Source organism: Brevibacillus sp. SYP-B805 (assembly GCF_011059135.1).
GTDB lineage: Bacteria > Bacillota > Bacilli > Brevibacillales > Brevibacillaceae > Brevibacillus_F.
Genome location: NZ_JAALGD010000029.1, coordinates 1 through 1,240 on the forward strand (window position 1 = coordinate 1; position 1,240 = coordinate 1,240).

General features: G+C 46.8%; 1 protein-coding gene. It reads right to left on the bottom strand.

The genetic code is table 11. The features are described 5' to 3' along the window. Nucleotides 1–203: 203 nt before the first annotated feature. On the bottom strand, nucleotides 204–1,205 hold the full coding sequence (locus tag G3578_RS20595; protein WP_165215679.1) for a tyrosine-type recombinase/integrase: 1,002 nt from the start codon (nucleotides 1,203–1,205) through the stop codon (nucleotides 204–206). Nucleotides 1,206–1,240 lie beyond the last annotated feature (35 nt).

The following is a 1,240-nucleotide window of genomic DNA, read 5'->3' on the forward strand; positions in this document are numbered from 1 at the left end:
ACAACTGAACTTGTGCGACATTATTTTTCAAATTCTTTTACAATATATCATAGTAAAAGAAAGGTTTTCAAGCATTCATTATCCAGAGGGCTGCTGTGCCTGTTATCAAGCAGATCCGTTCATGCAATCGACCACCTAACCAAACTGGCGGCGACTTTGTGCCCTGTTCGGTTAGGTGGTTGACCTGCTGGTGCGGTATTCCTTTATGTAACGATTTCCAGTTGATGCTCCTGCATTTCTTTTCGCTTTACATCCCCGATGTTGTCCCGCGAACCCCAGAGCGCTTCCTTCAGGCAATCTTCGACAAAATCCGGAGCCGCTTTGTTTATCTGTTCTACCGTATGTATGTACTGCTGAGTCGTATTGATATGGGAATGTCCCAACGTATGTTGAACCTGTTGAAGAGACGCTCCGTTTAACAAAGCCAGGGTTGCATTGGTGTGCCTGAGCCAGTGAGGGGTTACTTTCTTGGATAAATTGGCTCTTTTACGGGCAGTTTCGATGATTCGTTCAACCTGGCGGGTCGTAAGCGGAAACACCTTGCCGCTATTCCCATTCTCCCTGCGGTATGAACGGAGCAGCTTCCAGAGCATATCGGGGACTTTCACCTCCCGTACTTTCTGCCCTTTGCCATTTAGCACCGTCAACCAAATGGAGGTTCCCATGGGATCCGTATGAAAATCGTCCCATTCCATGGAAACCAGTTCGGAAACCCTCAACCCAAGCAGCACCAAAGTCAACCCGATGGCGTAATTGCGAAGACCCGTTTCGTTTAATTGCTGCAAGATATTGACGACCTCGTTTTTCGTTAAAAAATGACGGCTGCTGCTGACCGGAACTTTCGGTTTCCTGATGTTTGCTGCCGGATTGATGGAAAAACATTGTATATTGGGGCTGTTCCCCCACTTGTAAAGCGATCGAAGGGGGGCCAACAATGCGGAGATTGTTGCCGCGGCATATGGACGATTATGGTTTCCGTCCCTTTTGAGCAGACTCAGTTTATACAGTTCGATATCCCTCCAGGTAACGTCTTTCAGTCTTTTGCTGCCAATGAAGTTGCGAAATCTTGCAATGGCGTCCTTATAATTTCGCAGCGTGTACTTTGAGTGGTGATACGTTGCCAAAAACATGCTGACAATTTCTTCATCTGTCAAATCCTCTTGCTGTTTCTCAATTAGATCCAAGTATTCGTTCCCTTGCTGCATCTATGACCCTCCTGTTGTCGCACAAGTTCAGTTGT